This window comes from Nitrosomonas sp. Nm34, from assembly GCF_900113925.1.
In the GTDB taxonomy this organism is placed as follows: Bacteria; Pseudomonadota; Gammaproteobacteria; order Burkholderiales; family Nitrosomonadaceae; genus Nitrosomonas.
Genome location: NZ_FORD01000018.1, coordinates 38,215 through 65,151 on the forward strand (window position 1 = coordinate 38,215; position 26,937 = coordinate 65,151).

General features: G+C 46.2%; 20 protein-coding genes and 1 pseudogene. 6 read left to right on the plus strand and 15 right to left on the minus strand.

The window, feature by feature from the left end; genetic code table 11:
• Nucleotide 1: 1 nt before the first annotated feature.
• The 9 genes and pseudogenes from BM283_RS09155 to BM283_RS09190 all read right to left on the minus strand — a co-directional run bounded on the left by BM283_RS09155 (nt 2) and on the right by BM283_RS09190 (nt 12,460).
• On the minus strand, nt 2-2,917 hold the full coding sequence (locus BM283_RS09155) for a coiled-coil domain-containing protein (RefSeq protein WP_090692276.1): 2,916 nt from the start codon (nt 2,915-2,917) through the stop codon (nt 2-4).
• A complete protein-coding gene (locus tag BM283_RS09160; protein ID WP_139225232.1) occupies nt 2,914-4,695 on the minus strand; it encodes a coiled-coil domain-containing protein in 1,782 nt (593 codons plus the stop codon). The genes BM283_RS09155 and BM283_RS09160 overlap by 4 nt, the downstream gene beginning before the upstream one ends.
• A gap of 104 nt (nt 4,696-4,799) precedes the next feature.
• A complete protein-coding gene (locus tag BM283_RS09165; RefSeq protein ID WP_090692280.1) occupies nt 4,800-5,954 on the minus strand; it encodes a hypothetical protein in 1,155 nt (384 codons plus the stop codon).
• 137 nt (nt 5,955-6,091) lie between these two features.
• Nucleotides 6,092-7,531, minus strand: coding sequence for a mannose-1-phosphate guanylyltransferase/mannose-6-phosphate isomerase (locus BM283_RS09170; RefSeq protein ID WP_090692283.1), 1,440 nt, complete (start codon nt 7,529-7,531; stop codon nt 6,092-6,094).
• 779 nt (nt 7,532-8,310) lie between these two features.
• On the minus strand, nt 8,311-8,823 hold the full coding sequence (locus BM283_RS09175) for a DUF4143 domain-containing protein (protein WP_090692286.1): 513 nt from the start codon (nt 8,821-8,823) through the stop codon (nt 8,311-8,313).
• A 47-nt stretch (nt 8,824-8,870) separates the two neighbouring features.
• Nucleotides 8,871-9,750: pseudogene (locus BM283_RS09180) on the minus strand (IS982 family transposase).
• Nucleotides 9,751-9,955: 205 nt separating this feature from the next.
• Complete coding sequence (locus tag BM283_RS09185) at nt 9,956-10,360, minus strand: AAA family ATPase (RefSeq protein ID WP_090692288.1); 405 nt, start codon at nt 10,358-10,360, stop codon at nt 9,956-9,958.
• Nucleotides 10,361-10,450: 90 nt separating this feature from the next.
• Entirely contained in the window at nt 10,451-10,627 is a 177-nt protein-coding gene (locus tag BM283_RS18790; RefSeq protein ID WP_175492083.1) for an AAA family ATPase, read from the minus strand.
• A gap of 816 nt (nt 10,628-11,443) precedes the next feature.
• Nucleotides 11,444-12,460 (minus strand): ribonuclease T2 family protein, encoded by a 1,017-nt coding sequence (locus BM283_RS09190; RefSeq protein WP_090692291.1) that lies wholly within the window; start codon nt 12,458-12,460, stop codon nt 11,444-11,446.
• Nucleotides 12,461-13,237: 777 nt separating this feature from the next.
• On the opposite strand from BM283_RS09190, the gene BM283_RS09195 reads away from it, so the two are divergent.
• The 4 genes from BM283_RS09195 to BM283_RS09210 all read left to right on the plus strand — a co-directional run bounded on the left by BM283_RS09195 (nt 13,238) and on the right by BM283_RS09210 (nt 16,682).
• Nucleotides 13,238-15,370, plus strand: coding sequence for an Agd3-related carbohydrate deacetylase (locus BM283_RS09195; protein WP_090692293.1), 2,133 nt, complete (start codon nt 13,238-13,240; stop codon nt 15,368-15,370).
• A gap of 57 nt (nt 15,371-15,427) precedes the next feature.
• Nucleotides 15,428-15,820, plus strand: coding sequence for a hypothetical protein (locus BM283_RS09200; RefSeq protein WP_090692295.1), 393 nt, complete (start codon nt 15,428-15,430; stop codon nt 15,818-15,820).
• Nucleotides 15,821-16,218: 398 nt separating this feature from the next.
• A complete protein-coding gene (locus BM283_RS09205) occupies nt 16,219-16,413 on the plus strand; it encodes a type II toxin-antitoxin system VapB family antitoxin (protein ID WP_090692297.1) in 195 nt (64 codons plus the stop codon).
• Nucleotides 16,410-16,682 carry a PIN domain-containing protein gene (locus BM283_RS09210; RefSeq protein WP_254776302.1) on the plus strand — a complete coding sequence of 91 codons (273 nt, stop codon included), beginning with the start codon at nt 16,410-16,412 and terminating at the stop codon, nt 16,680-16,682. Before BM283_RS09205 ends, BM283_RS09210 begins: the two co-directional genes overlap by 4 nt.
• A 593-nt stretch (nt 16,683-17,275) precedes the next feature.
• Here BM283_RS09210 and dacB read toward each other — a convergent pair.
• The 6 genes from dacB to BM283_RS09240 all read right to left on the minus strand — a co-directional run bounded on the left by dacB (nt 17,276) and on the right by BM283_RS09240 (nt 25,956).
• A complete protein-coding gene (dacB, locus tag BM283_RS09215) occupies nt 17,276-18,733 on the minus strand; it encodes a D-alanyl-D-alanine carboxypeptidase/D-alanyl-D-alanine endopeptidase (protein ID WP_254776303.1) in 1,458 nt (485 codons plus the stop codon).
• 81 nt (nt 18,734-18,814) lie between these two features.
• Complete coding sequence (locus BM283_RS09220) at nt 18,815-19,165, minus strand: hypothetical protein (RefSeq protein ID WP_090692302.1); 351 nt, start codon at nt 19,163-19,165, stop codon at nt 18,815-18,817.
• 182 nt (nt 19,166-19,347) lie between these two features.
• Nucleotides 19,348-20,223, minus strand: coding sequence for a succinate--CoA ligase subunit alpha (gene sucD, locus BM283_RS09225; protein WP_090692304.1), 876 nt, complete (start codon nt 20,221-20,223; stop codon nt 19,348-19,350).
• A gap of 20 nt (nt 20,224-20,243) precedes the next feature.
• Complete coding sequence (sucC, locus tag BM283_RS09230; RefSeq protein WP_090692307.1) at nt 20,244-21,404, minus strand: ADP-forming succinate--CoA ligase subunit beta; 1,161 nt, start codon at nt 21,402-21,404, stop codon at nt 20,244-20,246.
• 11 nt (nt 21,405-21,415) lie between these two features.
• Nucleotides 21,416-25,084, minus strand: coding sequence for an ATP-binding protein (locus tag BM283_RS09235; protein ID WP_090692309.1), 3,669 nt, complete (start codon nt 25,082-25,084; stop codon nt 21,416-21,418).
• 2 nt (nt 25,085-25,086) lie between these two features.
• Complete coding sequence (locus BM283_RS09240) at nt 25,087-25,956, minus strand: aldolase (protein WP_254776304.1); 870 nt, start codon at nt 25,954-25,956, stop codon at nt 25,087-25,089.
• Between the two features lie 62 nt (nt 25,957-26,018).
• Here BM283_RS09240 and BM283_RS09245 point away from each other — a divergent pair, with 62 nt between their 5' ends.
• Nucleotides 26,019-26,483 carry a nucleotidyltransferase substrate binding protein gene (locus tag BM283_RS09245; protein WP_090692312.1) on the plus strand — a complete coding sequence of 155 codons (465 nt, stop codon included), beginning with the start codon at nt 26,019-26,021 and terminating at the stop codon, nt 26,481-26,483.
• Nucleotides 26,431-26,766 carry a nucleotidyltransferase domain-containing protein gene (locus BM283_RS09250; protein WP_090692315.1) on the plus strand — a complete coding sequence of 112 codons (336 nt, stop codon included), beginning with the start codon at nt 26,431-26,433 and terminating at the stop codon, nt 26,764-26,766. The genes BM283_RS09245 and BM283_RS09250 overlap by 53 nt, the downstream gene beginning before the upstream one ends.
• Nucleotides 26,767-26,937 lie beyond the last annotated feature (171 nt).

The window sequence follows — 26,937 nt, forward strand, 5'->3', positions numbered from 1 at the left end:
CTTACAATCCAGGCTCTCTAAGTAACACATCTTTAATGAGCTCGATTTGTGCCTCGGCTTTGATCATTTCTTCGTTAATTAGATGTTGCCGAGTATTGTTTTCGGCAAGCTCCGACTCCAATTGAGTAATACGTACACTCGATTGCCGTAATTTTAATTGAAGTTGCTCAAGCTCAGTTTTGTATTGAGCAACCAGCTTGGTTTGCTCAGCTTGGTCTTGGGTCAAGATATCTATTTGCGCCAAACGCTGATGAGCTAATGTACCTTGTTCATCACAGACTCTGTTAAGCTTTGTCACTTCCTGTTTTATCGCATCAAACTGAGCCGATAATTTCAGTCTTTCCTGAATCAGTGCTTCTTTTTCAGCTTTTAGCGCGACGTTATTCCGAGTCAGCGTATCAATTTGTTTCTTTCGTTGATCTGCTAGCGCGCGCTGTTCGTTACGTGCCTTATTGAGAGCTGTCACCTCCTGTTTAAGCGTCTTTTTCTGTGCCGTCAGTGCGGATTTTTCCTTAATCAAAGCTTCTTTATCAGCTTTCAGGGCAATATCAGTTTGTGTAAAAGTATTGATTTGAGCTTGCAGCTGCGTCGCTTGGTTGGCATGACTATCTCGCTCTTGTGCGAGTACTTCAAGCTGCTCTTGGCGTTGATTCGCTAATGCACTTTGTTCATCGCGTGCCTTCCTAAGCGCTACTATCTCTTGTTTAAGCGCCTCCTGCTGTCTCGCTAGCACTGATTTCTCCTGAGCTATTGCTTTCTTTTCATCATTCAATGAATTATTTGTTTGTGTTAAGGTAACAATTTGAGTTTGCAGTTGCATTGCTTGGTTGGCATGACTATCACGCTCATGCATTAGCGCCTCGGTTTGTGCCTTGTGTTGATTAGCTAATGCACTTTGTTCGTCACGTGCTTTGCTCAGTGCTGCCACTTCTTGCTGCAGTGCCTCGTACCGCGCTGCTAATAATGTTCTCTCCTGGTCTATTGTCTTCTTATCAGCATCCAGGGCAATATTAGTTTGTGTCAAGGCATCGATCTGCGTCTGCCGTTGGTCCGCTAACGCACTTTGTTCATAGTGCGCCATGCTAAGCACGCTCATCTCCTGCTTCAAAGCATCATGCTGAGCGGCTAGTTCTAATTTTTCCTTGGTGATTGTCCCCTTATCAGTTTCCAAAGCAATATTGGCTTGCTTTAAGGTATTGATCTGTGCATGTAACTTCGCCGCCTGGCTGGCATGACTATCACGCTCTTGCGTCAATGATTGATTAGCTAATATACTTTGTTCATCGAATGCCTTGCTAAGCGTTGCCACTTCTTGCTTCAGAGTATCACGTTGAGTTGCTAGTACTATTTTTTCCTGAGTTATTTCCTCCTTTTCAGCTTTCAAAGTAACATTAGTTTGCGTCAAAGTATCAATCTGCGTCTGCAACTGTGTCGCTTGGCTATTATGCCTGTCGCATTGTTGTGTCAGTGCTTCGATTTGTACTTTACGTTGATTAGCTAATGCACTTTGTTCGTCACGTGCTTTGCTTAGCACTGCCACTTCCTGTTTCAGTATTTCATACTGAGTTGCCAGAGCTGATTTTTCCTGCACTAATGCTTCAATCTGCGCAAGATATTGACTGATTAATTCATTTTGTTCATCGCGTGCTTGGCTTAGCGCTGTCGTTTCCTGCTTCAGCGCCTCGTACTGTGCAACCAATATTGATTTTTCCAGAGCTAATGCTTCTGCACCATCATTTAACGCAATATTGGCCTGACCCAAAGTGTCGATCTGCGCTTGTCGCTCCGCTGATTGGCTGGCATGTTTGACGCATTCTTGCGTTAATGCTTCAATCTGCACAAGATGCTGACTTACTAATTCGTTTTGTTCATCACGTGCTTGGCTTAGCGCTGCAACTTCCTGTTGCAGCGCCTTGTACTGCGCTGTCAATGCTGATTTCTCCTGAGCTAATGCTTCCGCATCAGCATTCAGCGCAATATTGGCCTGACCCAAAGTGTCAATCTGTGCTTGTCGCTCCGCTGCTTGGCTGGCATAACTATTGCGCTCCTGTGTCAATGATTCGATCTGCACCAGGTGGATATCGACTAACGCCTCTTGCTCTTCATATGCCTTGCTAAGTGCTGCTACATCCTGATTCAATGCCTCCTGCTGTCTCACTAGTGCTAATACTTCATCAGTTAGAATAGCATTCGCCTTACCAAGCGTTTCAGTTCGAGAATGCAATATCCTTTTCCAGCTCCGGGCGAAAAGTGCGTAACCGATCGCAGGGTGGTTGCTTTCCGTGATTTCGACACACTGGAAACCTAGTGGCTGAAGATAGGTTTCGATACTTTGCAGCGCCGCGTCTTCTTCGATTTCGGCAGCAGGATGAAGCAGTACGCGAAGTTTGAGCACATTCCACTGCTCGATGTATATACCGGCGCCTCTGAGGATGGGCAAAGCAGGAAGGCAATCGACAAATACCCAGATCGAGTCGGCTTGTGCAAATGTACTACCGATATCTTCAGCCAGGAGATGATCAAGACGCCGGGAAGGACAAACACTTTGATCTGTTGTATGTAGATTAGGCCAGAGACTGCTCAAACGCTGTGGAGAAATGAGACCATCTTCTTCAGGGTTGCTCGCCTGGTAGTAGTCAATCTCACCTTCATTTTCGGAAAGAACTGCACTAATAGCGTACCAACTAGGATTCTCGGCAATTAATGGTCGTGCCCACTCGAGGCGGTCTTCGTTTGCATCAATGAGGAGAGCATGGGATACATCCCATTGTCTCCATTGATGCATTTCCCCATAGCCATCCCCTGCACCAATATGAATGATCGCTTGCGGTGGCGCAAGCTTTTGCAACACACAAAGTGAGCTCAGTGACTTTTTAACGATCGTTGGTCGTTGTTTGATATTGGGTGAATATATCATTTTTGGACTCTGCGTCTTTTTGTACCTGAAGCAGATTTAGCAGCACTCGTCTTTAATGCAGTTTGAGTTGATGATTTTTCGGAGGGCTTAACCACAGAAAGCAGCTCCTGAGTTTGCTTGGGTTCTTCCGGGGATGAAGCACTCGTTGACGGTGCCGTGGACTTAATAGAAGCAACGGACATTGGTACCGCTGGCACTGGTGTTGGCACCAGAGATACAGTAGTACGCATTGCGAAGATACGCTGTATTTCGGTGGCCAATTTGCTCCATTCCGCCCACGGCCTTTGGAGCTTCCCATCCGAATTTTTCACCGTGTCAAGAATAAATGGTAAACATTTGATCAGTGCGGCAAGAAAGGTACGGTCGTGTTCCGTCAGGCGCCACCAGATAGCCATATCCATGGCATCAGGCTGTGCAAAACGCAACTCGAGCTTGGTCCCAAAATCATCATATGATTCTACGAACCAGGCATTGAACGGAACCTGACCACCTTCTTCTGGAAATTCCAGCCTGGGATGAGCACCAAACTGATTTGGCTGAACATCCGCACAGGCGATACGAAATTCAAATTCAGGCCAGCCTTTGCCGTGGAATGAAAAATTATCAAAATGTAACCACAAATGTTCATAGCCAAGTGTAGTATGCACACTCTTGAGTTGAACTTGATCATAGCGCACTGTTGCCGGGAACTTCTTAAGAATCTGCATAAACTTTTCCAGTCCGCTGCGAAATGCTTCAGCCTGAATATCAGTATATTCCTTAATAAAATCAGGGGAAGCAAGTTTTTCAATCAATAATGCAGTAAGGGCTTGGATTAAATTCCAGTCACTAGTAGTCAGTTCAAATGAAGTTTCGATGAACTTCTCAGTGGACATTCTTTCCCCGACAGGCATAAGAATGAGTTCATTATGATGTCTGGCTGAAGCGGGCCAGCGAGTAAAGAGAGAAATACTTTCTGACGAACGGGTGAATATTATTCCTGCAATACCTTGTTCAAGCGGTGTTCTGAATTCAAGAGTGGGGAGTAGATGCCCAGCAATAAACAAATTAGTTAATTGCCATGTTATTGCTTTATCTTCACCGAGTAAAGCGGGTAGAATTTTGATTGTCTCATAATCCAGATAAGCAGGATTGCGCTGTAACAAGCGTTGCCATCGAGCTTCAGCTATTTGGAGACGATCAAGTGTTTCCTCTTGTTGCTGTCGGAAGGATTGCTCGCTTTCCAGTTGAGCTTGATGGAGTTGAAGCAACAAAAGTTCATTATTTTCTGTCTGATTTTTATCAAGTTGCTCAAGCTGAGATACAATTGCTGAATTCTGCTGGGCTAGTGCTTCATTGTTGGTTTTCAGAACCGCATTTGCTTGAGTTAAGGAGTCAATATGAGCTTGTTTTTCGGCCACATGGCTAGTGTGCTCTTGAGTGAGCGCTTCAATCTGAGCCTGGAGTTGATTCGCAAGCTCACTTTGTTCATCGTGAAGTCTGTTGAGCATCACGACTTCCTGCTTCAGCGCCCAAAACTGTGCCATCACTGTTGATGTTTCTTTAATCTGCGCTTCTTTGTCATTTTTCAGAGCAGCATTGACCTGATTCAAAGATTCGATCCGTGCTTGCTGTTCTATTACTTGATTAGCATAGCTGTCACGCTCTTGTTTTAATACTTCAATCTGTTCTTGGCGATTGGTCGCAAGCGCATTCTGTTCATCACGCGCCTTACTTAGCGCTGCTACTCCTAGTTTCAGCTCTTCCTGCTGTGCGAGTATCGTTGATTTCTCTTTCACCAGAGTTTCCTGTTCAGTTTTCAGAGCAACATTCGCTTGAGCCAAAGAGTCGATTCGAGCTTGTCGCTCCGCTGCTTGGTTAACGTGCGTATCACGCTCTTGAGTCAGTGTCTCAATTGCTTAACAATTGATTTTTGTTCTTCACACATATTGCTAAGCATCGTCACTTCCTGCTTCAGTGCTTCCTGCTGTGCTGCCATCACCGTTTTTTCCTGCAGCAACGCTTCCTGTTCAGCTCCCAGCGCAGCATTAGTCTGGATCAAGGAGTTGATCTGTGCTTGCTGGGATTCATGTTTTACGAAAGCTGCCTCAAGTTCCCCCTGCATCTGGCGTGACTGCTGAAGCAAGAGTTCAATTTCCCGAGTAGCTTCGTTAAATATATCCTCGTTATCCTTCTGCTTTTGTGTATAGCTCGCTAGAGTTTGTTCGAAGCTGATCCTGAGATTTGCAAGCTCTTCTTCAACAGCTTGAATTTGTCGCAATTCGGCAGATCGATCGCATAGGGCACGGTAACCAGCAATAATTTGCGTGGGTCCGAGGGTACTCGTTTTGTTAGTTTGATCTCCATTACTGAGGTGTGTGAGCGTAGCTGCAAGTTCATGATGCAAACTAGTGACTTGAGGATAGTCCTGGCACAACTGATGAGCCAGATAAATAGCTAAGGGATCAGTTGTTACCTCGAACTGGATTGAATCAAATGAGGTAGTGAGCGGAAGCTTCCATTGTTCAGTGCAGTGTTTGACTAAATTTTCCGGATAACTGATGCACTCATTAAAATCAACCAGCAAGCTACGTTGTGGATTGCGGAGGTGAAAACGTAATAATTCCTGATGATATGCCTGCCAGGTATTCATCACCATTTCGACAGAAAGAGTCTCTGTTTCAGTCGCCATGACACTCGCAAGCATTTGTTGTGGTGAGATACAAACGAGGATGAAATTGAGGTGGGGCTCAAAGCCAAGCCAATAGTCGAGAAGCCAGGTGCTGTAGGTATCAGACCAACCCCATATTCTTGATTTGATGTTGGCAACAAAAATATCGCTTGCGAGTTGTTCCCAGAGTCTGCCAGGATTAGCGATCGATTGCGCACTGCCGAAATCTTCCATTGTCAGGGCCATGACTTGCTCATGCCAGAATCTTATGTCAACAGAATTGTCATTCTTAACTGGCTTTGACTCCTTCATGCCGGCTTGATGCAGAATATTGGCAACGATTTGTAAATTGGATTGAACTGCCCCGGTGATACAGATACTTTTCATTTGCTCTCTAAACGCCTTTTCTAAATACTTATTATTATTCCAATTCTAAATCAAGACTTACTTTATCGATTTTTCCTTGCCATATTGTTCAACCTGCCTGCAGCACGCCTTCTCGTCATTTTAAATTGGAAATAGAATTAGCTGGTACGGCCGTAATTGTCTTCAAACCTTACGATATCGTCTTCTCCAAGGTATGAACCGGATTGAACCTCAATTAAATGCAAAGGGATTTTTCCCGGGTTTTCCAGCCGATGAACGTGGCCGAGCGAGATATAGGTTGATTGGTTTTCAGTGAGCAGAATTTCCTTGCCATCGACTGTGACCTTGGCGGTGCCGCTGACCACAATCCAGTGTTCTGCACGATGGTGATGCATCTGTAGCGAGAGTTTTTCTCCTGGTTTCACCATAATGCGCTTGACCTGAAAGCGTTCTCCTTGATCGATACCTTCGTACCAACCCCAGGGGCGATGCACGCGAGGGTGTTCCAGGTGTTCCTTCCGATCGTTTATTTTACAGTGCTGCACAGCATTCTTGATGAGCTGGGCTTTGCTCTTATGCATCACCAGCACAGCATCAGCCGTTTCGATGACCACAACGTCTTCAAGACCTATCACGGAAACCAAGCGATTTTCGGTGCGGATGTAGCTATTTTTGGTATCAGCAAGGTAGACATCGCCACTGGTAACGTTGCCGTTCTTATCCTTAGGCGCAATCCCCCAGAGGGAATCCCAGGAACCAACATCGCTCCAACCAAATTGTGCGGGCACCACTGCGGCTTGCTCGGTGTTTTGCATCACCGCATAATCAATGGAATCCGAAGGGCAAGCAAAAAATGCACTCTCACAGGGACGGATAAAGCCAATATCTGCTGTTCTCTCCTGCCAGGCTTTTTGTACGGCAGCGAATATATCCAGCCGGTGCCGCCGCAATTCTTGCAGATAACGTTTAGCCGTAAAAACGAACATGCCGCTATTCCAGCTGTAGCCACCTTCCTTCAGATAAGCCTCTGCGGTTGCACGATCAGGTTTTTCGTAAAAAGATTGCACCCGGCAGGGGTTAAGCGAAGTCGATGTCGTAAGCGAGATCGCTTCTCCCGCCTTAATGTAGCCATAACCTGTTTCCGGCGCGTGCGGCACTACGCCAAAGGTGACAAGATAATCTTCCTGGGCGGCTTGTACTGCCGTGTTCACGGCTTCTGCAAAGGCAGCTTGATCTTCGATGACATGATCAGCTGGCAAAACGAGCATCATGGCATTTTCATCCGTTTGCGCAAGATGGAGTGCGGCCAGTGCAATGGCTGGGGCAGTATTGCGTCCGACCGATTCAAGATAAATTGCCGCTGGGGTGATGTCGATTGCCTCACATTGCTCTCTGATCAGAAAGCGATGCTCTGAATTACATACTAATATAGGGGCCTGTGTTCGGGGCAAGCTGATTGCTCGAGCAAGCGTGGCTTGCAGCATGGTTTCTTTATCCACCAGCGACAGCAGTTGTTTGGGATAAGCAGCACGGGAAAGTGGCCATAGTCGAGTACCACTACCACCAGAAAGGATAACGGGGTGAATGTATGTTTGCATAATTTTATCAATAGATATTAGTCAGTACTAAAGATTAATCATATCTTTCGTTGAGAGATTTTGAAAACGAAGTTTCACCAAAACGGAATTTCGATAAAACGAAGTTTAATTTATTTACTGCGTAATCCAATCGCTATATTGACCAGCACTCGCTTCCTGCCTCTCTACGTGATATGTCGCCTCAGCAAAACTCGCAAAGCTTATTTTACATAACCGAGTTCCGTCTGCCCTGCTCTCGTAGGTATTTATTAGATTTTCTTTACAATTTTTAGAATATTGTGTGATTATCAACAGTGTTCCTAGCAAATTTTTATAGCTTCTTTGCGAAGGGTTAAAGTGCTCGCCAAGGCAAGCAAGAAAATTCAATAAATATATCATTTAATAATTAAAAAATTAAGTGTAGAATATGACATTATCAGTTTTCTTATGAAGATCTTGTTGCGAATGTGCTGAGTCAATTTATCAGCCTTGTCATAACACTTTCAGCACTTATTCATATTCCTGCCTGAATCAAGCTTTTGCAATTTTACTAATTAAAGACCTATAAAATTATTGACCAGCAAGTCATGCGAGATTTGCCGCTGTATCTGTTTCAGTAAGGTTAATTAGGTATGGTTACAGATGTTCATCTAGCGTATTCTCCTGAATACTATATATAACGGCCAGTGATTCTAATAATTGAGCAAAATATTAGAAAACGTAAAGTAAAACATTTGGTAAAGTAAGGCGGGCACGTCGAGGGATAAAGGATCCCTATCAGTTATTGTGAGTGACAAATTCTAATAGCAAACCGCGGTTTGCTCCTTATTAAAGTTTCCGCTCCAAGGTATTTTCGCTACTGCATAACAATGTAAGCTGCTCAGAGCAAACTCTACCTCTATACCTGCCATCAACTTTATGCCCACCATTGAGTACGTCGTTACCAAAGGAATACGAGTCAATGGATTTTTCTTAGAGAATTCGAGCAAGCCTTTGAACTGTTGGGGATCTTCGAACGGACGATCAGACCATTTGACCTCCACCGCAAACCGTGGTCGCTGCTGGGCATCAAGACTGACTAAATCCACTTCCCCACGTTTCCAGCGAGCGTAATAAAGCGAGTCGACAAACGTTACGTTATGTAACCATTGACTAAACACTGCTGTCTCGACCAATTGTCCGATTGTTTCATGATGCTCATCCACAGGACCAAACAATGCCGTGCGCATCGTTGTATTGGTCAGATACACCTTGAATGTTGTAGCGCGTTTAAAATGTGCTGCATCCTGGTCCACGCAACGAATACGCCGAATTAAAAAAGCTGCTTCAAGCTATTCTAACCTGAGTTCGGGATAAGCTTTCAAGCTTTGGCCAAGCTATTGACCCTGGTCAGGTTCAAGGCTGGCTTGTTATCGGACAAACAGTAAGCCACGATGCCAGCCATCAGATTGACGAGGAAATTGAAAAGGGAGCGATGGCGGGTGTGCTCGATCTGGCAAAGATTCTTCAATCCGTCGAAGATCGTCTCGATCAGGGAACGGCGGCGTAGAATGATTTTTTCGAACTCGGTACGAGGCACAGGCTTCATGTTTTTCTTAAGGGTAGTGATGAGTTGAAGGTCTTGCCGGGCCAGTGTCGAAGTCAAGCCAATGGGCGATATAGTCCTTATCGGCGAACAACTGGCCGAACAGTCCTTGGCAGAGGTTGGGCATGGGCTGACGGTCATCCACATTGCCGGGAGTGAGCTGGAGGCGGATCAGCTCACCCTTGGAGTTGATAATGGCGTGGAGCTTGAATCCATAGAACCAACCCATCGAGGTCTTGCCACGCTGGGCGCTGTCTGCGAAGACTCGATGGCGGGCGATGCGCCGGTTATCACAAACAGCGATCGGGGTGGCGTCGGCAATGGAAATCCCGTCGCATTGGCCTTTGAGTACCTCGAACAAGGCTGCCAAGGGAGCTGCACAGCGGGGCAGGAGTTCCACACATCGTTGATAGCTCGGCAGCTTCGGAAACTCAGTCCGCAAGTAGCGGCACACGTAGACCAGGTAAAAACTCTTGAACTGGCGAAAGCGCAACTGATGGAATAAAACGGTCAGAGTCATCAACTCCGACAAGCTTAACTGGCTTCAGCGTTTGCGCTTTTTTGCTCCTGTTTCCAGAAGACGGTGCTCTAAAGTGGGTTCAAACAGGCGGCAGAAATCATCCATAAGGCAAAAAAGTTCGGTTAAACTGTCCATGGGCGTCTCCCGGATGCGATTAATTTATGTGTGGGAACATAATTTTACGCAAAAAAGCAGGCGCTCACTCTCACTCTTCTTATCCCGAACTCAGGTTATTCTAAATATTTTACTAGTGTATTTTTTGCAACATGCGAAGTTTGAGATAAATCTTCCAGGCTCAATTCCTGCCCGGTGTTATATGCTAGCGTACTGAAGAGACTATTCAACTCCTCGATTCCGTAATACCATACAAAATGGATAAATCTCGCAGCAACACCTTGTCAATGATATCGCTCTTGATATAGGGACGCGGATTCTGACGTACAGCTTGCATAAACACAGCTTCAGGATACCCACCGAAATTCAGGTAATCAATAAAAACTTCGTTCAATCCATGCAAATCATTCGCTGCAAAGCGCAAGATTCCGCGTTCTTCTTCTTCACGAATCAGCTCTTCCTCACGCTCGATAAAACGTAAATATTCAGCAAAGGTTAAAGATGGCAATACAAACTCAGTGAATCGCCCTGCTCCGGATTCAATGCTTTTGGTCTTGAGTGCTGCAGCTGCAGAACTGGTTGCAACAAAACAAATTCTACGAAATGTGTCCACCAGTGATTTGAGATGCACTTGCTAATTTTTTAAGTACTGGATTTCATCGAAAAATACATATAACTGTATACCTTCAGGACGATGAAACAACTTCAAAAAACGGGTCACCTAGCCCTCAAGCATTAATCCCGTATAAAGCGGGATTTCCAGTGAAACGTATAAAATATCTCGTCCACTAACGCCGTATATATCCAGCAAATCCTGAATGGCAGGATAAATCAGAATGGTCTTGCCAAAGCGACGTGGTCCGAGCAGCACTACCGACCGATTTACCTCCTGACGCATCAATCTTGAAAAATCATGCAGATATGCGCGACGAGGAAAGATTTAGTAATCTGATTCGATTCCATTGCCCGCTTGCCACCAAGAATTATCCAACCTCAAGCGATTTTCTATTTCTTTTTCAGAAACTTGTAACATAACCAGCACTCAGAAGCAACGAAATGATGCTAAAACATACCAAATAAGATCAATTCTGTAACCTTATTTGAATAATATTAATATATTAAATTATATCAATGAGTTATCATGAGATTAAATACGAACAATAGTTTACTCATGCATTAAGAAATGGTAGAAATTCTTAGAAAAATTGATGCACCTCGGATTTTTCAATATAGCCTAGCCAGTTAAGAATGATTCAAAAAGAATTCTCATCTAAACCAGACATGACGTGAAGGCAAGCTGTAGACAGTATCAATAATACGGCAACAAGAGCCGACAAAGTCATGTTTGATTTAGCTGGCAGGGTGCAATAAATGTAACGCATTGCACCAGATGGTAAGCACATACTACGCGGGGTGTTCTATCGAACACAAATAGGCGTTGTCCAAAGTACTGGGTAAACAACCAAACCGTCGACATGCTCTTTGAATCCGATACATTCTGAATCATTCTTAACTGGTCAGGCTATAGATGTTCCTTATCCCTGCGAGAGGTATCAGGTAGGGAAAAATATTTTTTCCTCTCGCACACACTAAGCGGGCAGTTTCCACTGTTTGCCCTGAGCTGGTCGAACCGTGAATCGCTAAACAACAGGAATCGACCTTTGACAGGCTCAGGTTGAATGGTGTTTTATATCTGTTGATTTATTTATGTCGTTCATTGCTGATAGCCGATAGGATCCACTAAAAATGTTTCTTGACAGGAAGAAGGAGTTAGTTTTGGCGCCTGTGCAATGAGTTGTTCGAGATCCTTGCCTGGCGTCAGGTCAGCAATCAGGCTGATCTGTACTTCCACTAGCATTCCCTGTTCACAGTTCAGTTTCACCCGCTCGCGTGCTGCTGCACCCAGGACTGCGGTAAGATGATTCAGAAAATGCTCGGTACGTACTTGCTGACCGATTCTGCGATTCATAAAATAAGCCATCCCTGCCTCATTAAATTGGCGGGTTAAATCCACTGAAAGATCATAATATTCCTCCATAGACCAAATGGTCTGGCAAGTGCCGTGCTTATGCCACTCATGCCGTTCCAAACAAGAGCCGGCTGTTACACTGGGCATGACTTCTGCTAAGGCGGTCCGGGAATCTGAATCTAATTTGATGGCCGGGTAATCGCAAAACTTCTCTTTCTTAGCACGAACCTCACCACAAAATTCATAACGCTCTCCACATGACTGCTGGTTGGGCCATAAGCCATGCAAAGTAAAATGACGTGCCTGATAAGAGGTAGGATTGGTAATCCGGCATTCTGATTTTTGTGGTTTAATTTCGCAGAATGCAGGCTGCCATGAGAGAGCGAGTACATAACTATCTGCTCGACCAGCGGTATTACAAGCTTCATTTTTTACGACTGCCCCAGTTCCTAACCCCTCCTCTGACTGGAACTGACCACAGTCAGCACTGACCCAGCGCTCTTTAGGATAAGCATTCGGGACGATAATACGATACCAGCTTGGATGATCAGGCCGATTCACCTCGAGCGTCTGGTAATGCTCTCCCACCTTAAGCTCGGCATTACCTGGGTTAGTCAGTTTATTTTTGGATACATAGGCTGAGCATGATTGCTGTGCTGAGAATATTCCATTTGTTTTATCCGCCCAGCTTGGAAATACACAATTGATACCAACAATCAGCAGCAATAATTGAAATGCAGCGCGCCTTCGAACAGATATCATTTTCTCTTTTCTATAACAATTCAGATGCAAATAAAATACTAAGGTTAGTTGGTATTTCATATAGGTAGCCCCAGATACCCACAAGCCATGGCGGTCATGCTTTCGTATTTTCTCTTCAGCTTGTCATATCGTATGTTTCCTGCTCGATACCGCTTCAGACCGGCAGAGACGTTTTTCACCAAAAGCCGATTTTATACAAAACTAAGCCATGTTTGTGTTAATTTTAACTGTGTTACGCTTTTTTGGTATCACCGTTCTAATCGTCCACAGCCCTTAGTTACAGAAAAAGAAAAATAAATAACTCAACCATTTATAAATATTATCTATGTATATTAGATAATAATACACAGATACTGAATAACATATTTGAGTTTTGAATAAAATTCTGTCGAAGAATTTTACAATTTTATTAAATAATATCTCTCGCAGCGCACGTGCATACACCCATGCACACTTCCCTACTCCTCTTTATCTCGCTGATGCGGACTTACCTGGTATTAAAACCAGATCTTTTTGTACTAAATCAAGAACGTAGTTTTCTCTCTAAGCACAACAAAATCATGTCGCAGAATTTTACACTTCAATTCAGTTTTATGCTCCGTTTACCTGCAACATGATGTTTATTCACGAATTATATAGCTTGGCATGAATTATGCTGTGTTTTTAATACAATTTATGCTTTTGTAATCTTTAAAGATAATAGAAATAATAATAAATTGTAGAAGCTTAGAGGTTTAACCTCAGAAAATATTTATATGGTCTAAAAGGAGGATGTTTATGAAAAAGAATTGGAGATTAACAGGGGGTCTGCTTGTCACTGTGGCAATGTGGCTAGCATTAATGATAGCGCCGCCTGCCTTTGCCGATAATGTGGTCAAATTGAAAGTATTGGTTATTTCGACAGGAGATGTAACCCAGGATCTGGGACTCAGCTATATTAAGCCTGTTCTTGATGAAATGGACGTACTCTATGAAGTATTCAATGCTAACACCCAGGATTTAACTGCCGATATGCTCGCCTCTTTGAATGGTGTAGCCTGCAACTCTCTGGATGCGGGTTGTGTAGGTAACTATAACGGTATTATCCTGACCCTCTCCGATTTGACTCCCAACTTCACCCCGGCAGAGTGGGACATTCTGCACAATTACGAAAAGGACTTTAAGGTGCGTGAAGCCGTCTTGTCGGGGTGGCCCGCCACTTATTTTGATGCCAATGCGCCATTCGGAATCTACCTGGATTATGGCTTGGTTTTTTCATCCAGTGCAGCCAGCTACAATACGCAGTGGTCAGTACCGGCTGCCTATCAAAAAGAGGTACTTGAATCGGTAAACCTGGCAAATCCGTTGCCGATTACTGATTTTGCCTTTGCAGCCACTCCCCGCAATAATAATGCGGGTCCACGCGATGGCACTATCCCGAGTGTTACCCCTCTGCTGAAAACCACCAATGGAGAGGCGCTGTTATCGATCGTACAATACAAGTTGCCCAATCAGACCACGCCAGCGCGTGAGGTGATGATCTCGACCATTACCCATGCTTCATTCCTCATCCATTCAAAAGTATTGGCTTACGAGTTTATCAATTGGGCGACGCAAGGCGTGTTCGTGGGAGGACGTCACGTTTATATGGCAGCCCATTTGGATGATTTGTTCTTAGCGAATACGCTATGGGATCCCAGCCTTAAAGCGGATAATCCGTTGCAAACCTATCGCTTGAACAGCGGCGATATCAACAATCTTGTGGGCAAGCAAACTGCCTTTCGGGCTGCCCATCCCACGGCAGGCAGCGCTTTCCAACTCGATTTTCCATTCAATGGATCCGGGGCTGTGGTTGATCCGGAAGCCACGACACTGGTTGCAAATCTGACGGAAGATTTGGTAGCGGCAGTAATCACCAACAAAAATGCGTTCCGTTACATCAATCACACCTTTACGCATGCAGACATGGATAAAGCACCAACTCCGGCAAATGCTCCGTGTGATTATGAGACCTTCACTACCGTGGCACCTATCCAGGCAGAAATTACCAAGAACCGCACGGTATGGGGGCTTCTAGGGCTGCCTGATCAAGCGAACAACGACCGGATCCTGCTAACTGGCAATCACTCCGGCCTAAAAGACCGCAAATGCACCGATGATCCTTTGCTGCACACAGATATGGCCAATGTTCAGGATGACGATGTAGCGTTTGATGAGGGTGGTGCCAATCCGCTATTCCTACGAGCCGCTGCCATTACCAATGTGAAATATCTGGCTTCCGACTCATCACAGCGAGCGCAAAACATTGAGCAATTTATCACTCAGTACGATGATGGCAGTGCGTCTTCTAATCGCATTATGCTGCCGCGCTGGCCAACCAATGTGTTTGTTAATGTCATCAATCCGGATCAACTGGTTGATGAGTACAACTATATGTTTCACGATCGATTTGTCAATGCCGGCCAGGATCCCTGCACGACACCCGGGGCGATTTGCACTCCCCGCAATTATGCAGAAATTCTCGCAGCTGAAGCTGATAATGCGGTACGCCATATGTTGTCCTTTAATAAATGGCCTCACTTTTTCCATCAATCGAATGCAGCCAATTATGCAAATGGTAATACCCTGATATTTGACTGGTTAAACGCTGTCTTCGCAGCCTACGAGCGATTATTTAAATTACCCGTCTTGAATTTGCCGTATTGGCATATTGGCGATAAGACAAGACAGAGAATCGACGCGAAGACTACAGCTATTCAAGCGGAGTGGGATCGGACCACCAATCAAGTCACCTTATCAGCAAACAAAGGTGTAACTCTAAAGGTTACGGGGATTATGGGTGGAGGAATCTATGGCGGCCAGTATGTCCGCGTAGTTAGCTTAACAACGACACCAGCAGTGTTCACGGTTAACCGGGGACTGACGCAGTAAGTAACCGCTAGTTCGGTAATTTTATAGAAAAGGGTTAACAATTAAGAGGATAATCAAATGAAACACTATATTCATTCATTGAGAACCATCCTTGCTCTGCTGATCGTCGCCACAGCTATAGCGATCGGCACAGGGGTGTCAATATCGGCCCATGCAGCGGGAGGACAAAAACCCGATAATCCTGGCAAATCTGATGCCGCACCAGGACATAATAAGGATGAGTTTGAGCAGCAGAGAAATAAAATACGGAAAGAGGAAGAGCATAAGTTAAAAAAAGGAAAGGGGATAAGAGAAGGGAGGGAACAGGGAGAGGAGAATTCAAATTACCCTCAGCAGGCAAAGTCAATGGCAGAGCGGCTTAGAGAATCGGCAGCTATTGTGGCTCAACAAGGCGGCAATGCCCAACCGCTACTTGATGCGGCTGCTTATTTCGAAAAAGATGCGGAATAATCGCTTTTTTGTTCGATGGGCAGCCTAAATAGTTGCCACTGAGTAATTATATAAGCTCTAGACTAACAGACATCATCTGTTAGTCTAGAGCCTTTTTTATTGAAAGTTAGAATGATACGTTCCTCGTGAAAAAGAAACCTTCCCTTAATATTAGGCCCGCTCAATCTCTTCCACCGTGGTTTGTTGCGATCCTTATGCCGAACTCACGTTATTCCATTTCTAAATCAAAACTGACATTGTCGGCTTCACCTTGCTGTATTATTTATACTGTCTGCGACTCGCCCTCGGGTCATTTTTGATTTAGAAATGGAATAAGAATGTGCCTCTTGTCTGTACTCTGGATTCGCACAACTATGTGTATAGACAGATTTTATTATACACACCGGAGCTTCTTCCTAATGAGAACGAACATAGTTATTGATGACAAACTTATGGAAGATGCCCTCAAAATTACAGGACTCAAAACCAAGCGAGAAGCTGTTGAGCTCGCGCTTAAAATTCTGATTAAACTAAAAAAACAAGAAAGCATTAAAGCATACAAGGGCAAGCTAAAGTGGGAAGGCGACCTTGAAGAGATGCGAACCACAAGATGATTCTTATAAATTCCAGTGTCTGGATCGACTACTTCAATAGCCTGGATACGCAGCAAACAAGCAAGCTCGATATGCTACTTGATGTTGAGCCGTTGGGTATAGGCGATCTTATTTTGATTGAAATACTTCAAGGCTTCCGCCTCGACAAAGATTACGAGACCGCGAAACAGTTGCTTACATCATTAAGCATTTTTAATATGCTTAACATGGAATCGCGATTAAATCGGTTGATAATTTCCGGTATTTGCGGAAACGAGGCATTACAATAAGGAACACTGTTGACACAATCATCGCAACATTTTGCATCGAAGAAAAATATCCACTCCTATTTTCTGATAGAGATTTCCTTCCTTTTGCAGAATATTTCGGCTTACGCGCTGTCACAACCAACACATGACGCTAAAGTCCACCCGCTTATGCCCCTCATAAATTCAAGAATATCCATAGCGCTTACAGGAGCGGGCCGGAGAGAGCGCAATATTAGGCAAGAAATAGTGGGATCAGGTTTACTATTCGCCATCTAGCTTTTCTCTATTTTTTAACTACCAGACTAAAAGTAGAATAATATAACCCAAATTTATCCGCGATCTGTTTTTCTTGCCGTCTCATCATTGCTTATTCCGTAATTCCAACGAGCCAAAGAATAGCTCAGAATTTTGGTTTGTCATAATGAAAGACTTCGTATATTAACACTGTGTGTGATTGGTACACTGTAAATCGGTCCAGAATAACATTTACAATAGTACCGTTCGGCCTAATTCCATTTCTAAATCAAAATTGACTTTGTCGGCTTCACCTTGCCATATTATTTATACCGTTTGAGGCTCGCCTCGCGTCATTATTGATTTGGAAATGGAATTAATTATGCTCTTTCATACACCCATCTAATCAGCGCATCCATTGCTGAACGTGCGTTAGTTGCTTGCGCATGATTAACAAAGAAAACAACCACATTACGGCGATTTTTATGATCCAGTAAATAACCCGCGATCGTCGCTACCTCGTTGAGCGTACCGGTTTTCATATGCGCCCTTCCTGCTACCAGCGTCCCTTTGAAACGGCTTTTCATGGTTCCATCCACCCCGGCTATTGGCAAGGATGAGATGAATTCCGGCATCACCGGGCTGTGAAATGCTGCGACCAGCAATTCTCCCATTTGACTGGCACTGATCCGCTCCGTGCGTGATAGCCCTGAGCCATTCTCCAGAATTAATTCCGGAGAGCTTAAACGTTTGGTCAACAACCAGCGTCTGATGATTTGATCGGATTGCGCTAAAGAAACAGAAGTATGGCCATTGGGTGGAATGGTCGTGTCCCCCAGCGCCAAATAGAGCTGCCGTGCCGCCACGTTATTGCTGAATTTGTTGATGCCCCGAATAATTTGTGCAAGCGGTGGCGAATGATACACTCTGAGCGGTACTATTCCTTTTGGCACGACGCTATTACGCACAGCGCCACTAAATGAGCCGCCCTGCTGTAACCATAATTTTTTGAATAAATCATGAATATAGTCTGGGTTTTCATGCAGGCTCAAATAATAGGTATTGTGACCACATTGCATGGCGTAATTACCATTGAGAATAACGGTAGTTCGACCATTACCGTTTTGCCGTTCACGCACCTCGACACGCAGTTGATTACTCCAGTCACCACAATTACCGCGAGTCAGTTTCAGATTGTTCTGCAAATCGAGCAATTCCGAAGCAGGATCCGCCACGACGCGTACTGTATTATTTTCCACCTGCGGCATCAGATGCAAAGCTGAGGTGCGATAATTGACCAGTAGTGCTTCAGGGAAAATGTTATAGGTCTTATAGCGGTCCCCATCAAAAGCGCCAGGGTCACCCACCGTCACATTGTAATAGCTGTTGTCGAGCAGCAGATCGCCTGTAATTTCTTTGATACCAGCCTGCCGGATCTGGCGAACCAATAGCCAGAAATTTTCCAGATTGAGATGGGGATCACCATACCCTTTAAGCGCGAGGTCGCCTCGTAACACCCCATCCTCTATCTTACCCAATGCATAGATTTCAGTTCGCCAGCTATAGGCAGGCCCCAGCAACTCCAGTCCGGCGTAGGTGGTCACGAGCTTCATCACCGAAGCCGGGTTCAAGGCGGTCCCTGAATTAACCGCAATCACTGGCTGCTGGCTGCTGACTTCTTTTACATAAATACCGACCGCCGCCTCAGGAATCCTTGCTTGCTTGAGTGCCTGACGGACAGCCTGCGGCATATCGGCCGACCATGCAGGTAAAGCACATAAGATGGTGATCGCCAGTAAAAAAGAAAGCATCGCGCTTGATTTAGGCTTCAGGCTCAAGAATGGCTTCATCCCAATTGAAACGGTCTGAATAAATTTGCGTGCTATCGTTTTTTTACTTAAAGCAGTTTTGAGGTTGAATTAACGTTTACCCTTGCAAATCGAAAACCCATCATCCCATCCCATGCGGTATTGCCCATCATTACGGTAGCGTTGCTCATCCTTGAACCCATAACGGGTTTTTTTCGCGGTTTCACAACCATCAATATAGCCTTCCTTGGTGGCAGGAGGATAACCGCTCAGATTGTAAGTAGGCCGTGCACTCGGGGGTAACGGGCCAGCCGGGCGCTTCATTGGTGCCGGGGCGGGCGCTACCTCAGGCGCAGGTTTTGCAGGCGCGCCAGGGGATGGTAAAGGTTGAGTCGGAGCACAGCTCGCCAGTAATCCGACTAAAAACACAGCCATTAAAGATACAGCTGAAATTCGATACATCGTTGTTCCTTTTTATTTTATCCAAACGATTTCTTCGGCAAACCTTATGCCATTTCTAACTCAAAACTCACTTTGTCGGCCTGATTTGGTCTTTTTTATCTTGCCATAGTATTGATACTATCGGCAGTTCGCCTTCGCGTCATGTTTGATTTTGAAATGGAATTAGAGCCATGTCTTTGTGGTTATAATACCGATTTGAGTAATTTCCCCATTTCTGCCGGGTTGCGGGTGACGCGAATGCCGCATTCCTCCATGACGGCAATTTTTCCCTGCGCTGTTCCTTGACCACCTGCAATAATGGCACCGGCATGCCCCATGCGTTTACCGGGCGGTGCGGCCAGGCCTGCGATAAAGCCAACCACCGGCTTTTTCATGTTGTCCTTGATCCAGCGCGCGCAGTCCTCTTCATCCGTTCCACCAATCTCGCCGACCATCAATACCGCATCGGTTTCAGCGTCCTCATTGAACAGTTCCATCACATAGCGATGTTTCAAGCCATTGATCGGATCCCCGCCGATGCCCACGCAGGTGGATTGCCCTAATCCCAGCGCCATCAGCTGCGCAACTGCCTCATAAGTCAGCGTGCCTGATCGTGACACCACCCCAACGCGCCCTTTCTTATGGATATAGCCGGGCATGATGCCAATTTTGATCTCATCGGGGGTAATGATGCCGGGGCAATTGGGTCCAATCAGGCGGGTTTTGCGCCCTTCCATCTTATAACGGGTACGCAGCATATCGTGCACGGGGATGCCTTCTGTGATACAAATCACCAGGTCGAGCTCTGCTTCGACTGCTTCATCGATTGCTGCCGCAGCAAAGGCAGGCGGCACGTAAATGACCGAGACGGTTGCACCCGTGGCTTGCTTGGCTTCCTGTACAGTCGCAAAAATGGGGATTCCGTCAAACTGCTCACCCGGTTTTTTGGGATTGACCCCGGCGACGAAACATTGCTGGCCGTTGGCATACTCACGGCACAGTCGGGTATGAAACTGTCCTGTTTTACCCGTAATGCCTTGGGTCATTACTCGGCTATTTTTATTAATCAAGATAGACATGGTCTAGATTCCCCTTGTTCCTATGCAGCGGCACCGACTGCTTTCTCAGCAGCATCGGCCATGGTCGTGGCAGAAATAATCGGCAATCCCGATTCTGCCAGAATTTTTTTACCTAATTCGACATTGGTTCCTTCCAGGCGCACAATCAACGGCACTGCTAATTTTACTTCTCGTGCTGCCGTGGTCACGCCTTGCGCAATGACATCGCATTTCATGATGCCGCCAAAGATGTTGACCAGGATAGCGCGCAAGTTTGGATGACGCAGCATGATTTTAAATGCCTCGGTTACTTTTTCGACGGTCGCGCCACCGCCCACATCCAGGAAGTTAGCGGGATTACCGCCATACAGCTTGATGATATCCATCGTGGCCATCGCAAGCCCTGCGCCATTCACCAGACAGCCAATGTTACCCTCGAGTGGAATATACGAGAGATCATGCTCGGCTGCTTGAATTTCTGCCGGATCCTCTTCATCCAGATCGCGCAAAGCAACAATATCGGGATGACGGAAGAGCGCGTTATCATCAAAATTCATTTTTGCATCCAACGCCAGTACCTGACCGTCACGCGTGACAATGAGCGGATTAATTTCCAGCAGTGAGGCGTCATTCTCGTCAAAAGCTTGATATAACCCTTTCAGTAAAGCTTGGGCTGCGAGTTGACTGGAGGCAGGGATACCGATTTTGCACACCACGTCATTGACTTCCTGATCACTGAGCCCTGTCATGGGGTTAATCAGAATTTTATGGATTTTTTCTGGTGTGCTCGCAGCCACTTGTTCGATATCCATGCCCCCTTCCGAGCTTGCGATCAGACAGGCACGCTGACGACCGCGATCGATCACAATCCCCACATAATATTCGTGCTGGATGTCGACCCCTTGTTCGAGATAGAGTCGATGGACCACTTGTCCGGCTGGGCCCGTTTGCGGCGTGATGAGCGGTTTATTCAACATCCCTTCCGCCAGTAACCGTACTTCTGCCAATGATCGCGCTAGTTTGACCCCCCCGCCTTTACCCCGTCCGCCTGCATAGATTTGGGCCTTGACGACCCATTTATCCCCCCCTAGTTTTTCAGCCGCGGCGACAGCGTCATCCACGCTGAAACATGCGATGCCTGCCGGTGTCTTTACCCCATAACGGCGTAAAATCTCCTTCGCCTGGTATTCATGAATTTTCATGGTTAATTTCCCTATTGTGCTTTTTTGTTGTTATCCAGTGTCGCCAGATAAGTATCGACCGCTTTTAATTCCTGTTCGAAATGAGGCAGCAAATTGGCCAATTCTTTTTCATTGCGGTCTTTGACAGCTTGCTCTATTTTCGCACACCATTCGCCCAGCTGTATTGCGCCGACTGATCGCGACGAGGATTTGAGTTTATGCGCGGCTGCCTTAATTAAATCCAATTGGTTCTTGTCAGCGGCACTACGCAATTGCTCGCCAATTTCGCGCGCATTGATACGAAAATCCTGCAAAAATTCCCGAATGATGGCGGGATCATTCCCCACCAATGCCTCGAGTACACTCACATCGACCGAGCTAGCTGCCTGGCTGCCCGCAGCCTGCTCAGCAGGTGCAGCGGGCTTTTGTTTGGATTCGGGGGCAGGCATCCATTTCTCCAGCGTCGCTTTGAGTTGTTGCAGTTGCACTGGCTTGCTCAGATAATCATCCATGCCAATGGCACGGCATTTATCGGCTTCCCCTTTGAGTGCATTAGCGGTGAGCGCAATAATGGGAATACTCGTCTTGCCTTGCTGGGCTCTGCGGATAGCCTGGGTAAGCTGATAGCCATCCATCTTCGGCATATGCAAGTCAGTGAGGAGCAAAGCATAGTTTCCGCTTTGCCAGCGCTGCAAGGCCTCCTGCCCATCCGGTACCACATCCGCGGTATACCCCAGCAAAGCCAGTTGCTGTCGAATCACTTTCTGGTTGATCTCATTATCTTCCGCTACCAGGAGCAGTTTACCTTGTTGCAAGGCTTCCTCACGGGAGGGGGGTGTCACCTTTTTAATCCCTTCCGGCGTAGCGACTTCTTCTTCCAGTTTTGCTCTGCCTGCCGCAGCAGCAACAGCCTGAAGAAAGGCTTGTCGATAGAGAATATTTCCGTCCAGCGTAACCGATCCGTCTGGCTCGATACGTCCGCGATGACGCCGCCCACGTTTAACGATGACAAAGTGAGGTTTTTCTTGTGCTTCCAGCATCATGCGGGTGCGGAAAGCCAGCCGCAAATCATCGACCGGGGGCTCCTCATGACCGGCATCAATTACCAGTAGCCATTGCCCATGGGGTAGCGTCTTGATGCGCTCACGCGCGGTAGCAAGATCAATCACCCGCTCAACATTCGCTCCAGCAAACTTCAGATAGGCAACCAGGTCGTTACTGATGCCCTCATCACTACCGACCACTAGACATGAAAGCCCTTTCAAATTAAATACTTTTTCGTGCCTGTCAGCTGATTTAACCGGTACAGGCTTAAAGGGTAAATGCACGATAAAGGTAGAACCTTCACCGAGGACACTCTGGACAGTGATTTCTCCTCCCATCAGTTCCACCAAATGATGAGTAATCGTTAGCCCCAGGCCAGTCCCGCCAAAACGCCGCGTAGTCGATACATCTCCTTGGCTAAAGGGGGTGAACAGACGATCCAGTGTCTCCTTATTCATACCAATGCCATTATCGGCCACCTGAAATGCAATAAGAACACGGTCGGGACTTGACTCAGTCATGCTTACGTTAACGGACACTCGTCCCAACCTTTGCTGACCACTGGAAAATTTGATTGAATTATTGATCAAATTGACCAGCACTTGGCGTAGTCGCAACGCATCACCCAAAACTTCCTCCGGGATAGTCGGGTCAGTAAATAAAGTCAGCTCTACTCCGCGGTTTGCTGCTAAATGCTCGAGCATGCTGCAGGCCTTTTCCACCACAGCTGCCAAGGGAATAGGGGTAAGTTCGATCTCTATCTTGCCAGCTTCCACTTTTGAGAAATCCAGAATATCTTCGATGATTTCGAGTAAGGTAAACGCTGATTCTTTGATCAGATTGGTCATTTCCATCTGATAGCTGGTCAAGCTTGATTGCTGCAAGACTTCGATCATCCCAATGACACCATTCATAGGCGTTCGAATTTCGTGACTCATCACTGCCAGGAAAGCTGATTTAGCCTTATTCGCTTCCTCTGCGTCCAGTCGAGCATTCTCTAAATCCTTCATGATCTTTACATGCTCGCGGATATCACGCATCACTCCGGTAAAATGGCGTTCATTTCCGACAAAATATTCACTGACCGCGAGATAGATAGAAATCCGTTCACCATTTTTGTGTACGGCTTCGACTTCACGCCCAAGACCAATGCTATGTGATCCGGCAGAATAATGACCGATATATTGTTGACCTTGCCCAGTCTTACAGTATCGCTCCATATAAAAGGAATGTTTGCTTCGATCCGGTTCAGGCACTAAAATAGACACATTCTGGCCCACTGCTTCCTCAGAGGTATAACCCAACAACTTTTCCATCACGGGATTGACCGATAGCATAACGCCTTTTTCATCCGTTGTGACGACACAATCCACCATGTGCTCGACGACTGAACGCATCTCCTCTTCCTTAATGGCTAATTCAGCGTTAGCACTCTCCAGTTCGGCTGTGCGTTCTACCACACGATCTTCCAGCTCACGATAGCTGTTACTCAACCGTTCAGTCATGACATTGAAGGCTTCTGCAAATTTCCCTATCTCATCCCACCCTTCGCTTGGCACCCGCTGTTGCAAATCCCCGGATGCAATGGCCTGCGCTCCCTGGTTGAGTTTTTTCAGGGGAATGACGACGCGCCGGTTGAATAACAAGGCACCTAACGTGGTCAGGATAAAGGCCAGGCACAGAATTATAAAATCAATGATGCGTACCCGAAAAACAGCGGCAAAAGCTTCTTTCACATCAACCTGAACCACTATTCCCCACTTCATACGTGGAAGATAACGCCAGGCCGCCACCACCTTATTACCACTATAATCGAAAGCCAGCCCTGCTCCCGCCTGACCGGCCAGGCTATGTTTAATGGTAGTCGACAGAATGGGGTTATCCAACGGAATGGTTCGCTTTAAGGCCGCATCCGGCTCGTCACTCAAAGGCGCCATGACCAGCGCAGTATGTGCATTTTCAAGACGCGTGACCACTGTTTCACCACTCTTTCCCAGCCCGATATTATTGGTTAACACTTTAAATACATGCTCGCTATATATCTGCAGTGCAAATACACCACTTAACTTCCCTTCAATCACGATAGGTACGGCAACGAAAGCCGCAATTTCTCCTTTGGAAGGTCCGTAATATTCAAAATCCGAGATACTGCTTGCCTGCGTATTGAGTGCCTGACGAAATACTTGAGCCAACCCTGTCTTCTGATATGGGCCCGTCAATAAATTGGTAGCAAAATCTGATTCATGTGCATAGCTGAATACTATCCAGCCATCCGTCGAAATCAGGAAGACATCATAATAATTTGCTCTCTCGATAAACCGTTTATAGTGACCGCGGTGAATAGCATCTATATTACGGTACTCTATAGAATCCGCACCATACTGATGAAAGGCCCTGGTAAAATCATTCATTGCCTGATAGGTTGTTTCAGCTGCCTGGATTACATTGGCATCCAGCATGCGCTCATTTAAGTAGTCATTAATTTGTTCCACTTTTTTATCAGCGATGGCTGAGACTTGTTGGATAGCTGCCTTGTGAATTTCGCTCTCAAACGTCCGTAACAGGCTATAGCCAATCAGCGCTATGGGTAGTAGCGCGACCAATGCAAACCAGATCGCGAAGCGCTGTGTCAGGGAAGTGAATTGAACGGGAATCATTCTCACAAGCAATCTGCATTGTGTGACTGTTTCAGGCTGCGGCGCGCATAGTAGGCAAACGCAGCTGCACTGCGTTGCGCACGTAAAATCCAATCATGGGCTTCACGCCCGAGTTCCGGATCAATCGGCTCAATCTTACCAGCAGAAGCGGCCAGCAGATGCATACGCGCAGCCCGCTCAAATGCGAGCGCCAGCAGACAAGCTTCTTCAATACTGCCACAAGCCACCAATAAGCCATGATGCGCCAGCAATAAAGCCCGTTTATTGCCCAATGCGGAGGCAATCAGCTCGCCTTCCTCGTTGCCTACCGGCACGCCTGGCCATTTAGAGAGGAAAGCCACATCCCCATAGAGTACGCAATTATCCATATGAGAAATTTGCAACGGTACTTCTAGCATGCTCAAAGCTGCTGTATGCACCGCATGGGTATGGATGATACAGCGCACATCAGGGCGCGCGCGGTAGACCCAGGCATGGAAGCGATTGGCAGGATTCGCCATGCCGTCCCCTTCCAGCACCTGCAGATTCTCATCAACCAGCAACAGATTACCTGCACTGATCTCGTCAAATCCCAGGCCAAGCCGCTGCGTCAGAAAAGTACCCTGCTGCTCCATACGTGCCGTGATCTGGCCAGCCAGGCCGGAATCATGACCATTATCGAACAGAATGCGGCACGTCAAGGCCAGTTTCTGGCGTAAAGAATAGCCGGCCTCCTGGATATGCTGCTCCATCTGACTGAAAGCGTGTTGAATCAATTGATTCTTATCGAGGTTAAAGGTGTCATGGCTCATGGTAGCTTTCTCTGATTGTGGCTCACACTGACTCATACCGGTATAAAATGGTGAATAATAATCAGCATACCAAATAATCATACCGATTGCGTTAACTATTCTTGCGCCTTCTTCAAGCGATTAAAAACAGCTAGTGAAATAACATGATAAATTACCCTGATGTGCGTTGGCAGCAACGCTTTAGCAACTATAAAAAAGCCTTAACCCAGCTCAGAGATGCTGTGGCACTCAGCAGACAACGACCCCTATCGCAACTGGAAAAACAGGGAGTCATCCAAGCTTTTGAGTTCACGCATGAGTTAGCGTGGAATGTGCTCAAGGATTTTCTGAAGGATCAAGGTAACCCAAATATTAAAGGTTCAAAAGATGCGATACGTGCAGCTTTCAAAGTGGAGCTGATCGTAGACGGTGAACAATGGATGGCTATGACTCAAAGCAGAAATATCTCATCACACACCTATAACGAAGGCACCGCCAATCAGCTAGTGACGGTCATCATAATGATTATTTCCCCTGTTTTGAAGATCTGCAAACAGAAATGGAAAAATATCTGTCATGAATACAGACGTAGCAGCCAAACTCGGCTTATCACAGATTACCCTGGATAAACTCAACAGTGTTTTCAGGCAACACAGCACAATTGATTCAGTGCTGATCTATGGCTCTCGTGCCAAGGGCAATTACCGTTCTGGCTCGGATATTGATCTAACGATTAAGGGGCACATACTCGATTTTGCTGAAATGATGCAAATCGAAGACCAAATCGACGAGTTATATCTCCCCTATACCGTGGATCTGTCGCAATATAACCAACTCACCAACATTGATCTAATTGCACATATCGACCGAGTAGGGATAGTGATCTATGATAAAAGCGTACAACCCGCGTAAGGCGCAATAACCAGTGGTGGGCATTGCGCCACATGTGCTACCTCACCATCCGGTGCAATGCGCTGCGCTTATTGCACCCTAGTGTGCCCGGCATGGGTTAAAACTTGTTATCTGAGAGGAGATAACCGGAGTTAGTAACGACAACCGTAGTGAAACGCAAGGGGGAAACCG

Excerpts from the sequence above, each read along its gene's own strand:
- BM283_RS09155 (WP_090692276.1), bottom strand. The coding sequence starts at position 2,917 with ATGATATATTCACCCAATATCAAACAACGACCAACGATCGTTAAAAAG.
- BM283_RS09165 (WP_090692280.1), bottom strand. The coding sequence starts at position 5,954 with ATGAAAAGTATCTGTATCACCGGGGCAGTTCAATCCAATTTACAAATC.
- BM283_RS09170 (WP_090692283.1), bottom strand. The coding sequence starts at position 7,531 with ATGCAAACATACATTCACCCCGTTATCCTTTCTGGTGGTAGTGGTACT.
- BM283_RS18790 (WP_175492083.1), bottom strand. The coding sequence starts at position 10,627 with ATGCGTCAGGAGGTAAATCGGTCGGTAGTGCTGCTCGGACCACGTCGC.
- BM283_RS09190 (WP_090692291.1), bottom strand. The coding sequence starts at position 12,460 with ATGATATCTGTTCGAAGGCGCGCTGCATTTCAATTATTGCTGCTGATT.
- BM283_RS09195 (WP_090692293.1), top strand. The coding sequence starts at position 13,238 with ATGAAAAAGAATTGGAGATTAACAGGGGGTCTGCTTGTCACTGTGGCA.
- BM283_RS09200 (WP_090692295.1), top strand. The coding sequence starts at position 15,428 with ATGAAACACTATATTCATTCATTGAGAACCATCCTTGCTCTGCTGATC.
- BM283_RS09205 (WP_090692297.1), top strand. The coding sequence starts at position 16,219 with ATGAGAACGAACATAGTTATTGATGACAAACTTATGGAAGATGCCCTC.
- BM283_RS09210 (WP_254776302.1), top strand. The coding sequence starts at position 16,410 with ATGATTCTTATAAATTCCAGTGTCTGGATCGACTACTTCAATAGCCTG.
- BM283_RS09220 (WP_090692302.1), bottom strand. The coding sequence starts at position 19,165 with ATGTATCGAATTTCAGCTGTATCTTTAATGGCTGTGTTTTTAGTCGGA.
- sucD (WP_090692304.1), bottom strand. The coding sequence starts at position 20,223 with ATGTCTATCTTGATTAATAAAAATAGCCGAGTAATGACCCAAGGCATT.
- sucC (WP_090692307.1), bottom strand. The coding sequence starts at position 21,404 with ATGAAAATTCATGAATACCAGGCGAAGGAGATTTTACGCCGTTATGGG.
- BM283_RS09235 (WP_090692309.1), bottom strand. The coding sequence starts at position 25,084 with ATGATTCCCGTTCAATTCACTTCCCTGACACAGCGCTTCGCGATCTGG.
- BM283_RS09240 (WP_254776304.1), bottom strand. The coding sequence starts at position 25,956 with ATGATTATTTGGTATGCTGATTATTATTCACCATTTTATACCGGTATG.
- BM283_RS09245 (WP_090692312.1), top strand. The coding sequence starts at position 26,019 with ATGATAAATTACCCTGATGTGCGTTGGCAGCAACGCTTTAGCAACTAT.
- BM283_RS09250 (WP_090692315.1), top strand. The coding sequence starts at position 26,431 with ATGAATACAGACGTAGCAGCCAAACTCGGCTTATCACAGATTACCCTG.